Genomic DNA, 20,404 nt, shown 5'->3' with positions numbered 1-20,404 from the left:
TTCAGAACAGATTATCGATACTCATACTGTAGGTTTTGCTCACCTTGTCGCTTACCGATTTCAATTGCTGAATCATATTGGTGAGTTTGCGGGCATATTCAGGATCGGTGGCATAACCTGCATCCTGTAATGCCTGCGCCCCCTGCTCGGCGCTGGCAGCGCGAGTCACGGCGGCGTAGCGTGGATTACGGGTTAACAGCCCAACGTAATCTGACAATGCTTCGAAATAAGAACTGTAAACACGAAACTTCGCCTTTACTTTCTTCGCTTCGCCGTTTTCATATTCGGTGGTTGTGATTTCAGTAACTGGCCCTTTCCAGTTACCTGACGCTTTTACGCCAAACACGTTGTAACTCGGCTCGCCATTTTCGCGACGAATTTGTCGTTGTCCCCAGCCGGATTCCAGCGCAGCCTGGGCGAGGATCAGGTGATGTGGCACACCGCTTTGCTGACTTGCCAATTGAGCTGGCTGCGAGAGCTGTGCAAGGAACGCTTTGCTGTCACCAGGCAGCAAAGCATCGAAATTGTGCGGTAAAGCTTTTTGCACCATCTGCTTGAGCGCTTTATTTTGAAAACTCATCACCGTTTCAAGTGGGAATTTCATCGGTCCGGCAGGCATTTCTTCTGCTGGCAATGGCTGCTCTGGCGTCATCTGTTTTACCATCATCTCCGCAAGTCCCAGACCTTTGCCTGCTGTCATCTGTTGGGCTATCTGCTGGTCATACATGCTGGTGTAGAGCCGGGTATTCTCGCTGCTGAACAGGCCATCTTTCGGTAAGGCTTCACGCATGCTTTTTAGCATCATCTGCACAAACATCCCTTCCACCTGGCGAGCTACCGGGCGAATATTTGCTGCTGGATCTTCGCCCGCTTTCGCTTTCAGATCGTTAAGTGATTGTGCATCCCAGGCGGCGCTCGCCAGCAGTTTGCTGTCGCTAATCATCAGATGATTTCCAGTTTTGCCCGCAGACATCCCGCGCTTTGCATAGATTGCAGTATGGACATTAAATCCATCGGGGTGGCTCCCAAGGCGTTGAGCGCGCGCACCACGTTATTGAGGCTGGCGCTGGAACGCACGCTTTGCAGCGAACCGCCGCTCTGGCGTAAGTCGATCTTTGTTTGTGGCGTTACCACGGTCTGCCCGCCACCAAACGGCGTATCTGGTTGGCTGACATTGGCCTGACGATTTACCGTAACCGAGAGATTGCCCTGCGCCACCGCGCAGCTGTCGAGGGTCACTTCACGATTCATCACCACCGAACCGGTGCGCGAGTTAATCACGACTTTGGCGTCCTGCGGGGTGACATTGACCTGCATATTCTGGATATCGGCAAGGAAACGCACCTGGGAACTATTACCGCTCGGCACGCGAACCTGAATAGTTCGGGCATCTAACGCCGTGGCACTGCCGAATCCTCGGGTGCGGTTGATGGTATCGGCGATCTGCTGCGCCATCGCGAAGTCTTCGTCATTTAGCTGCAAATTGAGGGTATTGCCAGTGCCGAATTGGCTGGGCAATTCGCGCTCAATAATCGCACCGTTGGTGATCCGCCCGCCATTCAGTTGGTTAACCTGAACGCTGCTACCTCCCGCTGATGCCCCCGCGCCACCGACCAGAATATTGCCCTGCGCCAGCGCATAAACCTGGCTGTCGACGCCCTTAAGCGGTGTCATCAACAACGTACCGCCACGTAAGCTTTTGGCATTACCCATGGAAGAAACCACCACATCGATGGTTTGCCCCTGGCGTCCAAACGGCGGAAGTGACGCTGTCACCATCACCGCAGCGACGTTTTTTAGCTGCATATTGGTGCCAGTCGGAACGGTAATTCCCAACTGTGAGAGCATGTTATTAAGCGTTTGAGTGGTAAACGGCGTCTGGGTCGTCTGGTCGCCCGTACCGTCAAGGCCAACAACAAGGCCATAACCAATCAGCGAGTTTTGCCGTACGCCCTGTACGCTGGTGAGATCGCGAATGCGGTCAGCCTGAGCAACGGTCGCTACCAGCAGAAGAATGAATACAGAGAGAAATTTAATCACCACAGCCTCACTTACATTGGCGACAGGTTAAGGAAGAAACGCTGTAACCAGCCCATGTTTTGTGCTTCGTTAATGTAGCCATTGCCAACGTACTCAATGCGCGCGTCTGCCACCTGGGTTGACGGTACAGTGTTGCTGCCACTGATGGTGCGTGGATTGACCACGCCGGAGAAACGAATAAATTCCGTACCCTGATTAATGGCTATCTGTTTTTCGCCCACCACATGCAGGTTGCCGTTGACCAGCACCTGATCAACCGTCACGGTCAAGGTGCCGCTAAAGGTATTGCTGGCATTTGCCCCGCCTTTACCATTGAAGCTATTACCGCCAGAGGCATCGACGTCGGCACGGGCATTACCAAACAGCCCCTGCAAATAGCGCGGCACAGTATCAAACCCGAAGTTGGTTTTTCCGTCGCGGCTGGCATTAGCTGACGAACTCTTGCTGGCGCTGACATTTTCCTGCAACACAATAGTCAGCGTATCGCCGATATTGCGTGGTCGACGATCTTCAAATAACGGCTGATAGCCATAATTAATCGGCTGGGCAGACTGAAAAATGGAACCATTGGCGACGGGCGTCGGGCCGGGAACAGGTTGTGCCGTGGTCACCCCCTGCACCAGCGGGGTAGACGGGATCCAGGCGCAGCCGGTCAGTGAAAGCACCAACAAGGTGGAAATGCCGTATTTTTTTCGCATGGCTATCATCTTCAAAAATCAATAAACCGGTAAGTTGCCCTACCGGTATGCTTTAGAGTTGCGTCAGTTTTTGCAGCATCTGGTCGGTGGTGGATACCGCTTTACTGTTGATTTCGTAGGCGCGCTGTACCTGAATCATGTTGACCAGTTCCTCCGCCACGTTGACGTTAGACGTTTCAACATATCCTTGATACAACAGCCCAGCGCCGTTCAGACCTGGCGTGCTTTCGTTCGGTGCGCCGGAGGATTGTGTTTCGGTGTAGAGGTTTTCGCCAATGCTCTCCAGGCCAGTGTCGTTCATAAACGTGGTCAGATTGAGTTGTCCAACCTGAACCGGAGCGGCCTGTCCTTGCTGGGTAACGCTGACCACGCCATCACGACCAATGGTAATGCTTAACGCATTCGCCGGAATGGTGATTGCTGGCTGCACCTGAAAACCGCCCGCCGTCACCAGTTGCCCGTTCTGATCCACCTGGAAAGAGCCGTCGCGGGTATACGCTGATGAGCCATCCGGCAGCATGACCTGGAAAAAGCCCTGCCCTTTAATCGCCACATCTTTGCTGTTATTGGTTTGCGACAGGTTGCCCTGGCTGTGTAAGCGTTCAGTGGCGACCGGACGTACTCCCGTACCGATTTGTAACCCGGATGGCAAGGTAGTTTGTTCGGAAGACTGTGCGCCAGGCTGGCGAATGGTTTGATAAAGCAGATCTTCAAACACCGCCCGCTGGCGCTTGAAACCATTGGTACTGACGTTTGCCAGGTTGTTGGCAATGACGTCCATATTGGTTTGCTGGGCATCGAGGCCCGTTTTGGCGATCCATAATGAACTGATCATAAAATGTCCTGTAGTGGATTGCTGACAAATCGCATATGTCTTCTCGCCGGATGCGGCGTAAACGCCTTATCCGGCCTACAAGAGCTCGCAAAATCAATAAATTGCGAATCATCCCGCAGGCCCGTCGGGCAACTTATGTTTGTCATTTATCCTTTCAATTAACTCATCGACAGCAGTTGGTTGGCGCGACCAGCGTTATCATCGACGCTGCTTATTACCTTCATCTGCATTTCAAAACGCCGCGCACTGGCAATCATGTCGCTCATTGCCGAAACGGCATTGACGTTGCTACCTTCCAGCACGCCCGACATCACCCGTAACGTCGGGTCAGCCTGTAACACCGGACCACGCGTGGCCTGACTTTCCGCACTCAAACGAAAGATCCCATCATCACCACGCTGCACTTCACTGCCCGTGGCTTTCACCAGTTTCAACCGTCCTACTGGCGCAACGGTATTTGCCGGATCGCCCGGATTGAGCGCCGAAATGGTGCCATCGGCGGCGATAGTAATTTCCGCCCCTTCCGGCACGGCAATCGGCCCCGCCTCGCCAATCACCGGATACCCCTGAATCGTCAGTTGTCCACCGGGATCAACCTGAATGCTGCCATTACGCGTATACCCCTCGCTGCCGTCAGCGGTCTGCACGGCCAGCCAGCCATCCTGCTGCAACGCAACATCCAGGGGGCGCGAGGTGTAACCCATCTTGCCGGACGTCATATCTGCACCTGGCGTAGAGGCCGTCACCAGAGTGCGTGTGGGCAGAGAAAGCCCTTCCACCGGCACTGCGCGCAAGGCGTTTAACTGCGCGCGAAAACCGGGCGTGGAGGCATTCGCCAGATTGCTGGCGGTCACCGCCTGTTGATTCAGCGTCTGGCTGGCGGCGCCCATCGCGGTATAGATTGCGTGATCCATCGAGCTATCCCGTCAGCAATTAGCGTAAGTTAACCAGCGTGTTGAGGATCTGGTCCTGAGTTTTGATGGTCTGGGCGTTAGACTGATAGTTACGCTGGGCGACAATCATATTGACCAGTTCTTTGCTGAGATCGACGTTAGACGCTTCCAGGGCGCCGTTGGTCAGTGCGCCAAAATTGCCGGTCCCGGCGATTCCCAGCAGCGCTACACCAGAAGATTGCGTTGCAGACCAGACGTTGTCCCCCTCTGATGCCAGCCCTTCGTTGTTGGCAAAGTTGGCCAGCACAATCTGACCCAGCAATTGGGTTTGTTCGTTCGAATAGTTCCCGACTACCGTGCCGTCATCGTTGATTTGATAACTCACCAGATCGCCCGGTTTGTAACCGTTCTGGGTGGTTGCCACAATATTGTTAGCGCCGGTGTTTTGCTGCATAGAGTTGAGGAAGCTGAGGGAGAATGTCGCAGGTTCCGCGCCGTTAATCGCGCCAGTGGTAATATCCTTTGTTGGATCCGACGTCAGAACACCATTGGCATCAAATTCCAGTGTTGTCGCTATCGTTGCAATGCTGTTTGGAGCACTACTATCCTGGGTGTAGACATCCCAGGTATTATCTTGCGTCTTCACAAAGTAGACGCTCATGTCATGGGCATTACCCTGACTGTCATACACCGTTACCGAACCTTTTTTGTTATAGCTATCGGCATCACTGGCGCTGAATGGCGTCACGGTAGGAAGCGTATCACTGGAGTTAAGGTTAATCTGCATGGACGCCGTGGTCGTAGACTTCGCCGCCATCAAGGTATTTGGAATCGAAATACTGCCTGGATTCGCCCCTTGCTGGATGGTCGGAGGCGTACCGGTTGCCGGATACCCGGTCAACTGTAAACCTTGCATATTCACAAGATTACGGTTTTCATCCAGTTTGAATTGCCCGTTACGGCTGTAAAACACCGAACCGTTACTGTCTACCAGACGGAAAAAACCGTTCTGGCTGATAGCGACGTCCAGGCCACGGCCAGTATTTGTGGTCGTGCCATCGGTAAAATCCTGAGTGATGCCAGCAACTTTTACCCCCAGTCCCACTTTCGAACCAGCAAACATATCAGCAAAAGAGGCCGTGCCGGATTTAAAGCCATAGGTGGCGGAGTTGGCGATATTGTTGCCAATGACATCGAGATTGGTGGCGGCAGCGTTTAATCCGCTAACCGCTTGAGAAAAGGCCATGACTGACTCCTGAAATGTGAAGGCTTAAATTATCTGCCGTACTTCGTCGAGGGTGGTGGTGCCGTAAGTGCCGAGATCCAGCGTGTTACCGTTATTGCCGCGAATCACGCCCTGTACCAGCGCAAACTGCAATGGCTGGGCAACCAACTGCGTACCGCCGTTGCTGGCACTAATTGCCACGTTATAAGAACCGTTCGGCGCGGTCGTACCATCAGTCAACGTGCCGTCCCAGGTGAAACTGTGGACTCCGGCGCTGAGCTCACCAATATCAATGGTGCGCACAACTGCGCCATTTTTATCGGTTATAGTTGCGGTCACTTTGTCTGCGGCCTGTTGCAGTTCAACACCAAACGGCGTGGTGGTGGTCACCGCCCCTTCTTCACTGCCAGTACCGGCAAGAATGGTGGTGCCGGGGATCATCACGCCGTGACCAATCAGGTTGCTGGCCTGTAGCGACTGGCTGTTATCAATCTGCCCGGAAATCGAACCGAGTGTGGTGTTGAGCTTTTCAATCCCGCTGACCGTGCTGATTTGCGCCAGTTGTGACGTCAGCTCGTTGTTTTCCATTGGATTGGTCGGATCCTGGTTTTTCAGTTGCGCCACCAGCAACGTCAGAAAGCTGCTCTGTAAATCGGCGGCGTTACTGCCCGTAATCGAACTACTGCTGGTAGTGCTGACGCCGGTATTTGTCGGATCGGTGGTGGTTACCGCAATGGACATGACTTTCTCCTTTATTGACCGAGCGTGAGGGTTTTCAGCATCATGCTTTTCACCGTATTGAGTACTTCAACGTTGGCCTGATAGCTGCGCGACGCCGACATGGTGTTAACCATCTCGCCTACCACATCGACGTTTGGCATTTTCACGTAGCCCTTCGCGTCCGCCAGCGGATTACCCGGTTCATAGACCAGTTTGTCCGGGGCCTGGCTTTCAATCACGTCAGCCACTTTGACTCCGCCCGTCGCTGCCCCTGGCGCGGCGTTCACCTGGAACACCACCTGTTTTGCCCGATACGGCTGACCATCTGGCCCCGTCACGCTGTCGGCGTTGGCCAGGTTGCTGGCAGCCACGTTCAGACGCTGAGACTGAGCGGTTAACGCCGATCCGGCGATGTCAAAAATATTCAGCAGTGCCATCCGTTAATTTCCGCTTTGTAATACGTTCATCATGCCTTTGATTTGTCCGCTCAACGCGCTAAGGCTCATCTGGTATTGCAGGCTGTTATCGGCAAACTGGGTGCGTTCGCGATCCATATCCACGGTATTGCCGTCCAGTGAAGGCTGGTCCGGAATACGGTATTGCAATTCTGTGGCAGGAGGTGACAACGCCTGTGCTGGAATATGCTGCGACGAGGTCAACGTCAGCGCGACCACGCTGGTTTCATCTCTCCCGCGCTGCATCACTTTTTTAAGTTCACTGGCAAAATCCATATCGCGCGCCTGATAACCAGGGGTGTCGGCATTGGCGATATTTGCCGCCAGCACTTCCTGACGCTGGGCGCGCAGATTGAGTGCCTCTTGTTGAAAACGTAAGGCGGCGTCGAGCTTATCGAGCATATCTCCTCCGCAGATATCAAAATTCTGCCGTCAGCTTAAAGACTTTACGCGCGCGTTATCGGCGGAATAAAAGCAAAATGGGTTGCTATTTATGCCGTTGATGGTCATTGCGTACGGGTACAATTCAGGCTGTGAAAATAGCCGGGGGCAAAAATGCTGACAATAATGCGCTGTGTGGCGATCATCACGATGTTGTTCAGTCCACTTAGTGCGGCTGGCGATTTCCCCTCACAATTGCAAACCTTTTTCGTTGCACAACTGGCAGGGCTAAGTGATGAGGTCCACGTTTCTATTCGTACTGCACCCAATTTATTGCCGCCATGCGAACAGCCGCTGCTTTCCATGACTAATAACGCCCGCCTGTGGGGCAATGTGAATGTGCTGGCACGTTGTGGCAACGATAAGCATTACGTGCAAGTGAATGTACAGGCGACAGGGAATTATGTTGTTGCAGCAATGCCAGTTGTGCGTGGGGGAAAGCTTGACGCAGGCAGTGTAAAACTTAAACGTGGCAGACTGGATACACTACCGCCGCGTACCGTTCTGGATGCTAATCAACTGGTTGATGCGGTTAGCCTGCGCGATTTGGTCCCCGGACAACCTATACAGCTGACTATGCTGCGTCAGGCCTGGCGGGTAAAAGCAGGACAACGCGTTAACGTGATTGCCAGTGGCGATGGGTTCAGTGCAAATGCTGAAGGTCTGGCGCTGAATAACGCTTCCGTCGCGCAAAAAGCCCGCGTGAGAATGATATCGGGTCAGGTAGTCAGTGGCGTAGTGGATGCCGATGGGAATATTCTTATAAACCTGTAAGCTATTAAAGATTGCCCGTCCATTGCCGATAAATAAGCAACAAATGATAAAGCGCCCTCAATGAGGAATAAACCATGAGTATTGACCGCACTTCCCCCCTGAAGCCTGTAAGCACCGTTCAGCCACGTGAAACCAGTGACGCTCCGGTAACCAATACCCGCGCAGCAAAAACGACGGCTACCGCCAGTACTAACGTCAAGTTAAGCGATGCGCAGGCAACACTGATGCAACCGGGCAGCAGTGATATCAATCTTGAACGCGTTGAAGCATTAAAATTGGCGATTCGTAATGGTGAACTAAAAATGGATGTCGGCAAAATTGCCGATGCGCTGATCAACGAAGTGCAACAAGATTTAATGAGTAAATAATCAGATGCCGCGTCTTGCTGAGATTCTCAACCAGATGTCTGTGGTGCTTAACGAGCTTAATATAGTGATGGTCCAGGAGCAGCAACATCTCTCTATGGGGCAGTTCACCGGTAGCCAGCTGCAACATATTACAGAACAAAAAAGCTCAATGCTGGCGACTCTGGATTACCTGGAACAGCTGCGTCGACAGGCACCGGATACAGAAATAAGTGAAGATATTGCGCAATGCTGGCAGGAAATCACCGAGAAAACGCAGCAATTGCGCCAGTTAAATCAGCATAACGGCTGGCTACTGGAAGGGCAGATTGAGCGCAATCAACAGGCACTGGAAATGCTGAAACCGCATCAGGAGCCGACACTGTACGGGGCGAACGGTCAGACCTCAACACCCTGGCGCGGTGGTAAAAAGATTTCTATTTGAAGATTTTCTCCGGCCTGCGATGCAGGCCGGAATTCTACGTTAAGCAGTACGACGAGCAAATTCTTTTACTTTGAAGCCCAACACGGCCAGTGCGGCAAAGTATGCTGCAATTCCCGCGACAACGACCGCCATCAAACGCAGTAAACGCCAGGGCATAGTGCCCAACGACCAGTCCGGCATAATATGCAACATGCCTAAAAGCACACCAGACATCACCAGAACCGCCACGAGTAAACGCAGCAGAAACGCAGTCCAGCCGGGTTGTGGGGTAAAGATTTTCTGCTTACGCAACTGCCAGTAAAGCAGCGAAGCATTCAGACACGCCGCCAGACCAATGGAAAGCGACAGTCCGGCATGTTTCAACGGGCCGATAAATGCAAGGTTCATCAATTGCGTCAAAATCAGCGTGACGATGGCAATTTTCACCGGCGTTTTAATGTCCTGCCGTGAATAAAAGCCCGGAGCCAGCACTTTCACCACAATCAGGCCAATCAAACCTACCGAGTAGGCAATTAACGCCCGCTGGGTCATCAACGCATCAAAGGCGGTAAATTTACCGTACTGGAACAGCGAAACAGTTAACGGACCGGAGAGGATGCCCAGCGCCACCGCGCTTGGCAGCGCCAGCAGGAAACAAAGACGCAGCCCCCAGTCCATCAGACGGTTGTATTCATCGTGATTACCGCTGGCAAAACTTTTCGACAACGACGGCAGCAAAATGGTCCCCAGCGCCACGCCCAGTACACCGGACGGAAACTCCATCAAACGGTCGGCATAATACATCCATGACACCGAGCCGGAGGCAAGAAATGAGGCAAAAATAGTGTTGATGATTAAGGAAATCTGGCTAACAGAGACGCCAAGAATCGCCGGCCCCATCTGTTTCACTACGCGCATCGCCCCGGCATCGTGGAAGTTAATGCGCGGCAATACCAACATACCAATCTTCTTCAGATGCGGTAGCTGATAAACCAGTTGCAGGATGCCGCCCACCGTAACTGCCCACGCCAGCGCCAGCACGGGTGGATTAAAGTACGGCGCTGCAAACAGCGCAAAGCCAATCATGCTGATGTTGAGCAATGTTGGGGCAAATGCCGGAATCGAGAAACGGTTCCAGGTATTCAGAATTGCCCCCACCAGCGATGCCAGTGAAATCAATAAGATATAAGGAAAAGTAATCTGTAATAACTGGCTGGTAAGTGCGAATTTGTCGGCAGTATCCGCAAAGCCCGGCGCGGTTACCATGATCACCCACGGCGCGGCGAGCATGCCGGCGACCGTCACAACCGCCAGCGCCAGTGTCAGCAGACCAGAGACATAAGAGACAAAGACCCGCGTGGCGTCTTCGCCCTGCTTGCTTTTATATTCCGCCAGAATCGGCACGAAAGCCTGGGAGAATGCCCCTTCAGCAAAGATACGGCGTAACAAGTTAGGAAGTTTGAACGCGACAAAAAAGGCGTCGGTTGCCATCCCTGCGCCAAAGATTCTGGCGACAATAGCGTCGCGTGCGAAGCCAAGCACACGCGAAAACATGGTCATCGAGCTGACGGCGGCCAGCGATTTTAATAAATTCATCGGTGTTCTAATCCAGACCCACGGCAAAACGCCTGCAAGGCAGGCGCTGAAAGAGGCGAATAGTCTACCTGGATTATGGTGAATTGCTACCGCCAGATGTTACAGGGTTTATTCACTCATCGCATCGCGCCAGATCTTATCAACGATGCGCTGCGCCAGCACCGCCTGTTCACCCGCGGTTTGCGGAACTGTCTGATTTTGCACGCATTCAATGAAATGGCACGCACAACCGACAAATCCACGCTGCTCGAGGGTACTTTGCCAGCCAGGAATCGGTTTATGCACCACGCCCTGCCCACGCTCCTCACGCCATTCACGCATATCGGTGATGTCGATTAATGCCCCTTCAGTCACTGCCAGCACCGCTTCACGCTGACTTCCGGCACGACGATGCATAGAGGTGGTGATTTGTAACTGACCTGCCGAAAAATGGTGCTCGGCAAACAGCATTTCGCCAGACTCATTGGTCAGCAACGTACCGCTTTCGAGAGTTGCATTGCCGCCAGACAACCACAGCGCGGTATCAATCACATGCAAATAATCATCCAGCAAGGTGAAATAAAGATCGTGTGGCCCGACGCTATTGGTACGATGTTTATCCATTCTTAGCGAGGCTGCGCTGGCAAGCTGCGTTTTTAACTCACAGTACAGCGGCGCGAAACGACGGTTAAAGCCGACCATCAGTGTCAGTTTTTTGCGCGCTGCAAGTTCAACCAGTCGCTCGGCATCGCGCAGATTTTCCGCCAGCGGTTTATCGACACAGACATGTACACCTGCATTTAATAACGCACTGACCACCTCAAAATGACTGGCGGTGCTGGAGTGGACAAATACCGCATCGCAACTGGCGGCAAGGTTAGATAACGAATCGGCGTAAGGAATGCGCCAGCTTTCACAAATTGAGATGGCTTTCTCACGCGTTGGCGACCACGCCCCCTGTAGCGTCCAGTCAGACGCAGCTGTCAGCACTGGCAGCCACGCTTTTTGCGCGATGCCGCCTAAACCCACTACGCCGATACGTAATTTTTTCACGTTAATCTCCCAGATGGGCCAGCAACGAATCAAGACGCTGTTTCAGTTCTGCCACCTCGATTTCCAGGGCTTCGACGCGGGATTGTAAATCACCACCAACCGCGTCCGACGTTTCTGTAAGCACAGGCTGATCATCCACCTCGCCACTGAAAAGATGCATATAGCGGCTTTCGCGTTTACCCGGTTCGCGAGCCAGACGAACGACAAAAGGCCCATCTTCGCGATTAGCCAGTTGTTCCAGCGTCGTTTCTACTTCCGTCATATCGCTGAATTCATACATCCGCGCCGCGCGACTGCGCAGTTCACCTGGCGTCTGAGCACCGCGCAACAACAAGGTGGTAATTAATGCGACTTCCGCGGCGCTAAGTTTCAGGTCACCAAACTCAGAGTTGCAGAAACGCTGTTCATATTTGGTGACTCGATTACCAAAGCCACTCACCGTGCGCAGATAATGGCGTTTTACCAGATTATCCAGTTGCTCCTGTACCTCGGATTCGCTCAGATTCATTACCGGTTCACGGTTTGTTTTCTGGTTACAGGCCGTTACCACGCCATTCACGGAAAGCGGGTATTGCTCTGGCGTCGTCACCTGTTTTTCCAGCAAACAGCCAATCACACGGGCTTCCAGTGCGGTAAGTTGATACTTCATGAAATTCTCCTTAGCGGCCGGGCGTCCAGTCCGGGGTGGTTAATGCCGTCAGTACGTGATCGCGCCATTTTCCATCAATCAACAAATAATCTTTCGCATAGCCTTCTTTTTCAAACCCCAACCGCGCCAGCAAATCACCGCTGCGTTTATTGTGCGGCATATAGTTGGCCATAATGCGATGAATATGTTGGGTACGTTGCATATAGCGAATGGCGGCGGTCAGAGCTTCAAACATCAGTCCTTTCCCCTGCCATTTTTGTCCGATCGAATAACCGAGATAACAGGCGTGAAAAGAGCCGCGTACCACATTGGAAAAATTGGCTACGCCAATAATCTCTTTCTCATCTGGATCAAATAATCCAAAGTAAAAGGCTGAGCCCTGTTTATGAAATTCGTTAATCATGCTTAACCTGGCCTGCCAGCCTGAAGGATAGCAGTGGCTTTCATCGCGCACCGGCTCCCAGGGCTTCAGGAAATGGCGATTCTCTGCGTAATAATCCGCCAGTCGCCAGGCATCACGTTCATGCACCAGACGCACGACCAGTCGGTCGGTGGTTAAGCGCACTTTTGGCACGTTACTGCGATAGCCAAACATTCTATACCTACTCCTTCCCGTAACGTCTTTAATACGCTGTAAGTATTACTATACCTGCGCAACCAGAGCCTGTGAAAAGTCCAAAATACCATTTTCTGCATTATTCACATATTTGATAAAAACTCTCTATCAAAGCGACGTTTTGATAAAAAAATATTGTCCCCGATATGATGGGAAAAATCTTAGCAGCAATGCAGAATAGAAAGTGCTCATCTTTTATTTCCCGGGAGGGGAAATGTCGCGCGTATCGCAGGCGAGGAACCTGGGTAAATATTTCCTTCTCGTCGATAATATGCTGGTCGTGCTGGGGTTCTTTGTTGTCTTCCCGCTGATCTCTATCCGCTTCGTTGATCAAATGGGCTGGGCCGCCGTAATGGTCGGTATTGCCCTCGGTCTGCGTCAGTTCATTCAGCAAGGATTAGGCATTTTCGGCGGTGCTATTGCCGACCGTTTTGGCGCTAAACCGATGATCGTTACCGGTATGCTGATGCGCGCCGCCGGATTCGCCACCATGGGCATCGCCCATGAACCCTGGATGCTGTGGTTTTCTTGTTTGCTCTCGGGCCTCGGCGGTACGTTATTTGATCCGCCGCGTTCGGCGCTGGTGGTGAAATTAATTCGTCCGGAACAACGGGGCCGTTTTTTCTCCCTGTTGATGATGCAGGACAGTGCCGGTGCGGTCATTGGCGCGCTGTTGGGGAGTTGGTTATTGCAATACGATTTTCGCCTGGTCTGCGCCACGGGGGCAATTCTGTTTGTATTGTGTGCAGCGTTTAACGCCTGGTTGTTGCCCGCATGGAAACTCTCTACCGTGCGTACGCCAGTCCGCGAAGGCATGACCCGCGTGATGCGCGATAAACGTTTTGTCACCTATGTCCTGACACTCGCGGGCTACTACATGCTGGCTGTGCAGGTGATGTTGATGCTGCCGATTATGGTCAACGACGTAGCCGGAGCGCCCTCTGCCGTTAAATGGATGTATGCCATCGAAGCGTGTCTGTCGTTAACGTTGCTCTACCCTATCGCCCGCTGGAGCGAAAAGCGTTTTCGTCTGGAACACCGGTTGATGGCGGGGCTACTGGTGATGTCATTAAGCATGATACCCGTGGGCATGGTCAGTGGCCTGCAACAACTTTTCACCCTGATTTGTCTGTTTTATATTGGCTCGATTATTGCCGAACCTGCGCGTGAAACTCTTAGCGCCTCGTTAGCGGATGCACGAGCGCGCGGCAGTTATATGGGGTTTAGTCGGCTGGGCCTGGCGATAGGCGGCGCTATTGGCTATATCGGCGGCGGCTGGCTGTTTGACCTGGGTAAATCCACGCAACAACCGGAGTTGCCGTGGATGATGTTGGGCGTTATTGGCGTCATCACCTTCCTTGCGTTGGGCTGGCAATTTAGCCATAAACGTGCCGCGCGTCGGTTGCTGGAACACGACGCCTGATTTGATACTCCCCCCTGACTCCTCCATACTGAAAGTGAACTGACAGCCAAATGGAGGAGTCACGTGAAGCTATATATTTACGATCACTGCCCTTACTGCCTCAAAGCCCGCATGATTTTCGGCCTGAAAAATATCCCCGTCGAATTACACGTTCTGCTCAACGACGATGCAGAAACACCCACCCGGATGGTCGGTCAAAAACAGGTTCCCATTCTGCAAAAAGATGACAGCCGCTATATGCCAGAAAGCATGGACATTGTTCACTATGTGGATAAGCTCGACGGCAAACCGTTACTGACGGGTAAACGCTCCCCTGCCATTGAAGAGTGGCTGCGCAAGGTCAACGGCTATGCCAATAAACTGCTGTTGCCGCGTTTTGCCAAATCGGCGTTTGATGAGTTTTCTACTCCCGCCGCGCGCAAATACTTCATCGACAAGAAAGAGGTCAGCGCGGGTAATTTTGCCGAGCTTCTCTCACATTCTGATGGGTTAATTAAAAATATCAGCGATGATTTACGTGCACTGGATAAACTCATCGTCAAGCCAAACGCCGTGAATGGCGAGCTTTCGGAAGATGACATTCAACTTTTTCCGCTGCTGCGTAATCTGACGCTGGTTGCCGGAATAAACTGGCCAAGCCGCGTCGCTGATTACCGCGATAACATGGCCAAACAGACGCAAATCAATTTGCTATCATCAATGGCGATTTAATCCTGGCCTGCCGCGGCAGCCTGTATTCGCGGGTTGCCGCTGTTTTCAGTTTTTTCTGCTGGCGAGTTTATCGCTGGTGACACATGCTGCGTTGTGTCAGGATATTGACGCAGATTTCATGTCGAGGACTACCATGAACAAGTTTTTATTTGCCGCTGCATTAATCGTCAGTGGCCTGCTCGTTGGCTGTAATCAACTCACCCAATACACCATCACCGAACAAGAGATTAACCAGTCGCTTGCGAAACATAATAATTTCTCAAAAGATATCGGTTTGCCCGGCGTGGCTGACGCCCATATAGTTCTGACAAACCTGACCAGCCAAATTGGTCGTGAAGAACCTAATAAGGTTACCCTAACCGGGGACGCCAATCTGGATATGAACTCTCTGTTCGGTAGCCAAAAAGCAACCATGAAACTGAAGCTGAAAGCGCTGCCTGTGTTTGATAAAGAGAAAGGCGCCATCTTCCTGAAAGAGATGGAAGTGGTCGACGCGACCGTGCAGCCGGAAAAAATGCAAACCGTGATGCAAACGTTACTTCCCTATTTGAATCAGGCATTACGCAATTACTTTAACCAGCAGCCGGCTTACGTCCTGCGCGAAGATGGCAGCAAAGGCGAAGCAATGGCTAAAAAACTGGCAAAAGGCATTGAAGTGAAACCAGGTGAAATAGTCATTCCGTTCACTGATTAATTACGAGGGCGTATTTGCGCCCTTTATTTTTCGTGCAAAGGAAAACGTTTCCGCTTATCCTTTGTGTCCGGCAAAAACATCCCTTCAGCCGGAGCATAGAAATTAATGACTGCACCATCCCAGGTATTAAAGATCCGCCGCCCAGACGACTGGCACCTTCACCTCCGCGATGGCGACATGTTAAAAACTGTCGTGCCGTATACCAGCGAAACCTATGGTCGGGCCATCGTTATGCCCAATCTGGCACCGCCTGTAACAACAGTTGAGGCTGCTGTGGCTTATCGCCAACGTATCCTTGACGCCGTACCGGACGGACACGATTTCACCCCGCTGATGACCTGTTATTTAACAGACTCGCTGGACCCCAATGAGCTGGAGCGTGGATTTAACGAAGGCGTGTTCACCGCCGCAAAACTTTACCCTGCGAACGCCACCACCAACTCCAGCCACGGCGTGACGTCGGTTGACGCAATCATGCCAGTACTTGAGCGCATGGAAAAAATCGGTATGCCGCTGCTGGTGCATGGTGAAGTGACCCATGCTGACATCGACATTTTTGACCGTGAAGCGCGTTTTATTGAGACGGTCATGGAGCCACTACGCCAGCGCCTGACCGCGCTGAAAGTCGTTTTCGAGCACATCACCACCAAAGATGCTGCTGACTATGTTCGTGACGGAAATGAACTATTGGCCGCCACCATTACTCCCCAGCATCTGATGTTTAACCGTAACCATATGCTGGTTGGCGGTGTGCGTCCGCATCTCTACTGTCTGCCGATCCTCAAACGCAATATTCACCAACAGGCGCTGCGTGAGCTGGTCGCCAGTGGTTTTGATCGCGTTTTTCTGGGTACCGATTCCGCACCACATGCCCGTCATCGTAAAGAGAGTAGCTGCGGCTGTGCAGGTTGCTTTAATGCGCCATCGGCGCTGGGTAGCTATGCAACCGTATTTGAAGAGATGAATGCACTACAGCATTTTGAAGCATTCTGTTCTTTAAACGGGCCGAAATTCTATGGATTACCGGTCAATGAATCGTTTATTGAGCTGATACGCGAAGAACAGCAAATTGCTGAAAGCATCGCTCTGACAGACGACACGCTTGTTCCTTTCCTGGCTGGGGAAACTGTACGTTGGTCTTTTAAGCAATAAAAAACGTAGCCACCTGTTGTCTTTAGCTTATTTTACCTGTATAAATAACCAGTATATTCAACAGGGGGCTATTATGCGAATTGAAGTCACCATAGCGAAAACTTCTCCACTACCCACTGGGGCCATTGACGCTCTGGCGGGTGAACTTTCTCGTCGTATTCAGTATGCGTTTCCGGACAATGAAGGTCACGTATCGGTACGATATGCTGCGGCAAATAATTTATCGGTTATTGGCGCAACAAAAGAAGATAAACAGCGCATTAGCGAAATTCTACAAGAAACGTGGGAAAGCGCCGATGACTGGTTTGTTAGCGAATAATATGCAGTGATGTTTGTTTTTGCCGGGTCGCCCCGGCTTTTTTATATTTTAAGATTGTTTGTACAAATTTTACACTCCCTCAAAATAATTGCACAATATGCTAAAAAAATATGAACGACATGCTGTTTTATTGTTCATATAAATCTTAAAAGCAAAAAAATATCTCACTACACCTTTAAAATTTCGGTGAATACCCATATTTATTGATATACTGAAGTTGCTTCAGATAAAAACGCATTGAACCTCGAATAACGTTGTCTAGTAACACGAATTAGGGGGCCATGATGGAAAAAAACAATGAAGTCATTCAGACTCATCCGCTCGTAGGGTGGGACATCAGCACCGTTGATAGCTATGATGCGCTGATGTTGCGTTTGCACTACCAGACCCCAAATAAGTCCGAGCAGGAAGGGACTGAAGTTGGTCAGACACTCTGGTTAACTACTGATGTTGCCAGACAATTTATTTCGATATTAGAAGCAGGAATCGCCAAAATTGAATCTGGTGATTTCCATGTCAATGAGTATCGGCGTCATTAACATGACATGACCATCCACCCAAAAGGCACCTTAACGGTGCCTTTACCATTTCTGGGTTGTATATCGTTTGTTACTTATTTACTCTGCTTAAACCATGAGAGCAGAGAGAAAAAAATGAAATACGATCTCATCATTATTGGCAGCGGTTCCGTAGGCGCTGCAGCCGGGTATTATGCCACCCAGGCCGGTTTGAAAGTGCTGATGACCGACAGCCATATGCCGCCACATCAACACGGCAGCCACCACGGAGATACGCGATTAATTCGCCATGCTTATGGCGAAGGCGAAAAGTATGTCCCGCTAGTACTCCGTGCGCAAACCCTGTGGGATGAACTCTCCCGTCACAACGAAGAAGACCCCGTTTTTGTGCGCTCCGGCGTCATCAACCTCGGCCCTGCCGACTCCGAGTTTCTCGCCAATGTCGCCCACAGCGCGGAACAATGGCAACTCAACGTCGAAAAACTGGATGCACAGACAATTATGGCCCGCTGGCCGGAAATACGCGTCCCTGACAACTATATCGGGCTATTTGAGGCCGATTCCGGTTTTTTACGCAGCGAACTGGCGATTAAAACCTGGATCAAACTGGCGAATGAAGCTGGCTGCGCACAACTGTTTAACTGTCCGGTCACCGCAATTCGTCATGACGATAACGGCGTAACTATTGAAACGGCGGACGGCGAGTACCAGGCGAAGAAAGCGATCGTCTGTGCAGGTACCTGGGTAAAAGAGCTGCTACCAGAACTGCCCATCCAGCCCGTACGTAAAGTATTCGCCTGGTATCAGGCCGATGGCCGCTATAGCGTGAAGAATAAATTCCCGGCCTTTACCGGTGAATTGCCCAATGGCGATCAATACTACGGTTTTCCGGCGGAAAACGATGCTCTGAAGATTGGGAAACATAACGGTGGTCAGGTCATTCATTCAGCGGATGAACGTGTTCCGTTTGCGGAAATCGACAGTGACGGTTCCGAAGCTTTCCCATTCTTACGTAGTGTGTTGCCAGGTATCGGCTGCTGCCTGTATGGCGCTGCTTGCACCTATGATAATTCGCCTGACGAAGATTTTATTATCGATACCCTACCAGGACACGCTAATACGCTACTGATTACCGGCCTGAGTGGGCATGGCTTTAAATTTGCGTCGGTATTAGGGGAAATAGCCGCTGATTTTGCGCAAGACAAAGAAATCGATTTTGATTTAACGCCATTCCGGCTTTCCCGCTTCCAATAATCATCATCACGGCCTCTAAGTTGAGGCCGTTTTTACAGGAGTTTTTAATGCGTCGCCTGGTGAACTATCTCATCAATAATATTCGCGAACATCTCATGCTTTATCTTTTTCTCTGGGGGGTATTGGCGATTATGGATCTGATCTATGTGTTTTATTTTTAATCACCAGGCGCTGACACAAACTGACAAAAATTTAATTTCCCTTTCATTTGGCGTGAAAATTTGAATAAGCTTATTCCAGTCGCAACAGCATTCACCAGACATCCCTCAGCCTGGAACCACTAAACTTATGAAGATTCTTTCATTATTAAATCAAAATTATTGAAATAAAAATAAATATCATTCGGATTGTTGTTTTTAAGTTGCAATTCATCTCATGACAGGCCATTTTCATTACCTCGTGAATATGTTCTGGATGCAGTTATGCAATTCATAAATTCCCCTCAACGCTATGGTGTTATTTCTGCCGCTTTGCATTGGCTAACGGCAATTATTGTCTATGGCATGTTTGCTTTAGGTTTGTGGATGGTAACGTTAAGTTATTACGACGGTTGGTATCATAAGGCGCCAGAGTTGCATAAAAGCATCGGTATTCTATTAATGATGGGGCTGGTTATTCGCGTTCTCTGGCGTTTAATTTCTCCTCCGCCTGGCCCACTGAAAAGCTATTCTCCCGGTATACGCTACGGAGCGAAAGCAGGCCATCTGGCACTTTATCTTTTGCTCTTTGCTATTGGCATGAGCGGCTACCTTATCTCGACCGCCGATGGCAAACCCATCAGCATCTTTGGTTGGTTTGAAATCCCCGCAACGCTTGCCGACGCAGGCACGCAAGCTGACTTAGCAGGCGCTCTACATTTCTGGTTTGCCTGGAGTGTCGTCGTCCTGTCAGTTATGCACGGATTTATGGCGCTGAAACATCATTTCATCGATAAAGACGACACCCTGAAGCGCATTCTGGGAAAGTCGTCATCTGACTATGGAGTATAAAAAATGAAAAAAAGCCTGCTTGGTTTAACCTTCGCTTCCCTGTTGTTCTCTGCCGGTTCAGCTATCGCTGCCGATTACAAAATTGACAAAGAAGGCCAGCACGCCTTTGTCAATTTCCGCATTCAACATCTGGGCTACAGCTGGGTTTACGGCACTTTTAAAGATTTCGACGGTACTTTTACGTTTGATGAAAAGAATCCGGCTGCCGATAAAGTCAATGTCACCATTAACACCACCAGCGTAGATACCAACCATGCCGAGCGCGATAAACATCTGCGCAGCGCGGATTTCCTCAACACAGCAAAATATCCGCAGGCAACCTTTACGTCCACTAGCGTAAAAAAAGACGGTGACGAGCTGGATATCACAGGTGATCTGACACTGAATGGCGTAACTAAACCAGTAACGCTGGAAGCGAAGTTGATTGGTCAGGGCGACGACCCATGGGGTGGTAAACGTGCAGGCTTCGAAGCTGAAGGTAAAATTAAGCTGAAAGACTTCAATATCAAGTCAGATTTGGGTCCGGCCTCTCAGGAAGTTGATCTGATTATTTCAGTGGAAGGTGTACAGCAGAAATAATGCTGAAATGTTGCCGGATGACG

General features: G+C 51.1%; 26 protein-coding genes. 13 read left to right on the top strand and 13 right to left on the bottom strand.

The window, feature by feature from the left end; all coding sequences use genetic code 11:
- Position 1 precedes the first annotated feature (1 nt).
- The 9 genes from flgJ to flgB form a co-directional block, all read right to left on the bottom strand.
- Positions 2-943: a flagellar assembly peptidoglycan hydrolase FlgJ gene (gene flgJ, locus FEK43_RS02225; RefSeq protein ID WP_130205527.1), complete on the bottom strand. Its 942-nt coding sequence runs from the start codon at positions 941-943 to the stop codon at positions 2-4.
- Positions 943-2,040, bottom strand: a complete 1,098-nt coding sequence (gene flgI, locus FEK43_RS02220; RefSeq protein WP_135406388.1) for a flagellar basal body P-ring protein FlgI — start codon at positions 2,038-2,040, stop codon at positions 943-945. Before flgI ends, flgJ begins: the two co-directional genes overlap by 1 nt.
- A gap of 11 nt (positions 2,041-2,051) precedes the next feature.
- Positions 2,052-2,747, bottom strand: coding sequence for a flagellar basal body L-ring protein FlgH (gene flgH, locus FEK43_RS02215; protein ID WP_130222889.1), 696 nt, complete (start codon positions 2,745-2,747; stop codon positions 2,052-2,054).
- 43 nt (positions 2,748-2,790) lie between these two features.
- Positions 2,791-3,573 (bottom strand): flagellar basal-body rod protein FlgG, encoded by a 783-nt coding sequence (gene flgG / locus FEK43_RS02210; RefSeq protein ID WP_000625837.1) that lies wholly within the window; start codon positions 3,571-3,573, stop codon positions 2,791-2,793.
- A gap of 158 nt (positions 3,574-3,731) precedes the next feature.
- Complete coding sequence (flgF, locus tag FEK43_RS02205; protein ID WP_135406386.1) at positions 3,732-4,487, bottom strand: flagellar basal-body rod protein FlgF; 756 nt, start codon at positions 4,485-4,487, stop codon at positions 3,732-3,734.
- Positions 4,488-4,506: 19 nt separating this feature from the next.
- Positions 4,507-5,712 carry a flagellar hook protein FlgE gene (gene flgE, locus FEK43_RS02200; RefSeq protein WP_135406384.1) on the bottom strand — a complete coding sequence of 402 codons (1,206 nt, stop codon included), beginning with the start codon at positions 5,710-5,712 and terminating at the stop codon, positions 4,507-4,509.
- 24 nt (positions 5,713-5,736) lie between these two features.
- Positions 5,737-6,432 carry a flagellar hook assembly protein FlgD gene (flgD, locus tag FEK43_RS02195; protein WP_064528545.1) on the bottom strand — a complete coding sequence of 232 codons (696 nt, stop codon included), beginning with the start codon at positions 6,430-6,432 and terminating at the stop codon, positions 5,737-5,739.
- Positions 6,433-6,443: 11 nt separating this feature from the next.
- On the bottom strand, positions 6,444-6,848 hold the full coding sequence (flgC, locus tag FEK43_RS02190; RefSeq protein WP_001196460.1) for a flagellar basal body rod protein FlgC: 405 nt from the start codon (positions 6,846-6,848) through the stop codon (positions 6,444-6,446).
- 3 nt (positions 6,849-6,851) lie between these two features.
- A complete protein-coding gene (gene flgB, locus FEK43_RS02185; protein WP_130216143.1) occupies positions 6,852-7,268 on the bottom strand; it encodes a flagellar basal body rod protein FlgB in 417 nt (138 codons plus the stop codon).
- Between the two features lie 153 nt (positions 7,269-7,421).
- Between flgB and flgA the strand changes: the two genes are divergently transcribed.
- From flgA to flgN, 3 genes are all read left to right on the top strand, one after another.
- Complete coding sequence (gene flgA, locus FEK43_RS02180) at positions 7,422-8,081, top strand: flagellar basal body P-ring formation chaperone FlgA (RefSeq protein ID WP_130259668.1); 660 nt, start codon at positions 7,422-7,424, stop codon at positions 8,079-8,081.
- Between the two features lie 74 nt (positions 8,082-8,155).
- Positions 8,156-8,449, top strand: a complete 294-nt coding sequence (flgM, locus tag FEK43_RS02175) for a flagellar biosynthesis anti-sigma factor FlgM (RefSeq protein ID WP_135406382.1) — start codon at positions 8,156-8,158, stop codon at positions 8,447-8,449.
- A gap of 4 nt (positions 8,450-8,453) precedes the next feature.
- Positions 8,454-8,870, top strand: a complete 417-nt coding sequence (gene flgN, locus FEK43_RS02170; RefSeq protein WP_130205509.1) for a flagella biosynthesis chaperone FlgN — start codon at positions 8,454-8,456, stop codon at positions 8,868-8,870.
- 39 nt (positions 8,871-8,909) lie between these two features.
- Here the strand turns inward: flgN and murJ are convergent, their stop codons facing one another.
- The 4 genes from murJ to rimJ all read right to left on the bottom strand — a co-directional run bounded on the left by murJ (position 8,910) and on the right by rimJ (position 12,721).
- Positions 8,910-10,445: a murein biosynthesis integral membrane protein MurJ gene (gene murJ, locus FEK43_RS02165; RefSeq protein ID WP_130205507.1), complete on the bottom strand. Its 1,536-nt coding sequence runs from the start codon at positions 10,443-10,445 to the stop codon at positions 8,910-8,912.
- A 108-nt stretch (positions 10,446-10,553) separates the two neighbouring features.
- Positions 10,554-11,477 carry a Gfo/Idh/MocA family oxidoreductase gene (locus tag FEK43_RS02160; RefSeq protein WP_135406380.1) on the bottom strand — a complete coding sequence of 308 codons (924 nt, stop codon included), beginning with the start codon at positions 11,475-11,477 and terminating at the stop codon, positions 10,554-10,556.
- A 1-nt stretch (position 11,478) separates the two neighbouring features.
- Entirely contained in the window at positions 11,479-12,126 is a 648-nt protein-coding gene (locus tag FEK43_RS02155) for a YceH family protein (protein WP_064528533.1), read from the bottom strand.
- A gap of 10 nt (positions 12,127-12,136) precedes the next feature.
- A complete protein-coding gene (gene rimJ, locus FEK43_RS02150) occupies positions 12,137-12,721 on the bottom strand; it encodes a ribosomal protein S5-alanine N-acetyltransferase (protein ID WP_130205501.1) in 585 nt (194 codons plus the stop codon).
- 235 nt (positions 12,722-12,956) lie between these two features.
- Here rimJ and mdtH point away from each other — a divergent pair, with 235 nt between their 5' ends.
- From mdtH to FEK43_RS02100, 10 genes are all read left to right on the top strand, one after another.
- Entirely contained in the window at positions 12,957-14,165 is a 1,209-nt protein-coding gene (gene mdtH / locus FEK43_RS02145; RefSeq protein WP_135406377.1) for a multidrug efflux MFS transporter MdtH, read from the top strand.
- A 63-nt stretch (positions 14,166-14,228) separates the two neighbouring features.
- Positions 14,229-14,876 (top strand): glutaredoxin 2, encoded by a 648-nt coding sequence (gene grxB / locus FEK43_RS02140; protein ID WP_130259666.1) that lies wholly within the window; start codon positions 14,229-14,231, stop codon positions 14,874-14,876.
- Positions 14,877-15,009: 133 nt separating this feature from the next.
- Complete coding sequence (locus FEK43_RS02135) at positions 15,010-15,570, top strand: lipoprotein (protein WP_032183927.1); 561 nt, start codon at positions 15,010-15,012, stop codon at positions 15,568-15,570.
- 105 nt (positions 15,571-15,675) lie between these two features.
- The gene (gene pyrC / locus FEK43_RS02130; protein WP_131162253.1) at positions 15,676-16,722 is read left to right on the top strand and encodes a dihydroorotase; all 1,047 of its coding nucleotides are present in this window, start codon (positions 15,676-15,678) and stop codon (positions 16,720-16,722) included.
- A gap of 73 nt (positions 16,723-16,795) precedes the next feature.
- Positions 16,796-17,041, top strand: coding sequence for a DNA damage-inducible protein I (gene dinI, locus FEK43_RS02125; RefSeq protein ID WP_001217771.1), 246 nt, complete (start codon positions 16,796-16,798; stop codon positions 17,039-17,041).
- Positions 17,042-17,325: 284 nt separating this feature from the next.
- Positions 17,326-17,580: a biofilm formation regulator BssS gene (gene bssS / locus FEK43_RS02120; protein ID WP_000414435.1), complete on the top strand. Its 255-nt coding sequence runs from the start codon at positions 17,326-17,328 to the stop codon at positions 17,578-17,580.
- Positions 17,581-17,694: 114 nt separating this feature from the next.
- Entirely contained in the window at positions 17,695-18,813 is a 1,119-nt protein-coding gene (gene solA, locus FEK43_RS02115) for an N-methyl-L-tryptophan oxidase (protein ID WP_135406375.1), read from the top strand.
- A 47-nt stretch (positions 18,814-18,860) separates the two neighbouring features.
- Positions 18,861-18,974, top strand: coding sequence for a YceO family protein (locus tag FEK43_RS02110; RefSeq protein WP_001253741.1), 114 nt, complete (start codon positions 18,861-18,863; stop codon positions 18,972-18,974).
- Positions 18,975-19,235: 261 nt separating this feature from the next.
- Positions 19,236-19,802 carry a cytochrome b gene (locus FEK43_RS02105; RefSeq protein ID WP_131162255.1) on the top strand — a complete coding sequence of 189 codons (567 nt, stop codon included), beginning with the start codon at positions 19,236-19,238 and terminating at the stop codon, positions 19,800-19,802.
- A 3-nt stretch (positions 19,803-19,805) separates the two neighbouring features.
- Positions 19,806-20,381 carry a YceI family protein gene (locus FEK43_RS02100; RefSeq protein WP_064528519.1) on the top strand — a complete coding sequence of 192 codons (576 nt, stop codon included), beginning with the start codon at positions 19,806-19,808 and terminating at the stop codon, positions 20,379-20,381.
- Positions 20,382-20,404: the final 23 nt, after the last annotated feature.

This window comes from Escherichia sp. E2562, assembly GCF_005781075.1.
In the GTDB taxonomy this organism is placed as follows: domain Bacteria; phylum Pseudomonadota; class Gammaproteobacteria; order Enterobacterales; family Enterobacteriaceae; genus Escherichia.
Note: the sequence above shows the minus strand (reverse complement) of the source record. Positions and strands in the feature narration are given on the sequence as shown.